Origin of the sequence: Cryobacterium sp. MLB-32 (genome assembly GCF_000738085.1) — a bacterium.
Classification (GTDB): Bacteria; Actinomycetota; Actinomycetes; order Actinomycetales; family Microbacteriaceae; genus Cryobacterium.
The window spans coordinates 1-681 of sequence record NZ_JPRS01000416.1; the positions used below are offsets into that span (position 1 = coordinate 1).

The 681-nt window shown below is 51.8% G+C and carries 1 protein-coding gene and 1 tRNA gene; both read left to right on the forward strand.

All coding sequences use genetic code 11. From position 1 onward, the window contains the following. Positions 1-268: glycosyltransferase (locus JF66_RS23835; protein ID WP_035880451.1), on the forward strand; the 268-nt coding region annotated here is incomplete at its 5' end. A 25-nt stretch (positions 269-293) separates the two neighbouring features. Next, positions 294-370 (forward strand) — tRNA-Ile (locus tag JF66_RS19035). Positions 371-681: the final 311 nt, after the last annotated feature.

Here is a 681-nt window from a genome sequence, read left to right on the forward strand (position 1 = left end):
AGCCGATGCGATGGCCCTGCCGCACCTCGTGCACGATGAGCAGAACGGTTTCCTGTTCAAGCCGGGAAACGCCCAGGACTTGGCGGACAAGATCACCCGAATTCTTGAGCTGTCTCCCGATTCACTCGAGGCCCTCAAGAGTGAGTCGCTCAACTTGATCGCGGCTCACGACATCCGCCGCACGCTCAACACATTCGAATGCCTGTATCGTGGGGAGCCGGTGACCGATACGGTCACCAACGGTGCCTCCTCTCACTCGTCAGAATAAACGCTGCCGGTATTGGATGGTTTCCGGGGCGGTAGCTCAGCTGGTTAGAGCACCGGGCTCATAACCCGTCGGTCCTCAGTTCAAGTCTGAGTCGCCCCACCAGTAAATATCGTTTGATCAGGGTTTTTCTCTTCCAAAAATCACCGAGATTTGATGATTTTCGGGTATGTTTTGGAGTCAATTCTTTGGTGAATCCAGAGAAGTGCCGCCTGACCAGCACTTCTTCGTGTCTTCTGTAGGTACAGATTTGATGTTTTTGGTTCGCTTATGGGTTCAAGTCTCAGTTCGTTGAAAATACTGGACTTGATCAGCTTTTTTCCTCCAATGTGGGGGAGCGTGGTGTTCTGCCGATGACGTTTATCCACCGTTTATTCATAAAAGTGGTCCATTTCGGCCTTTTCTTGCGTGACTGC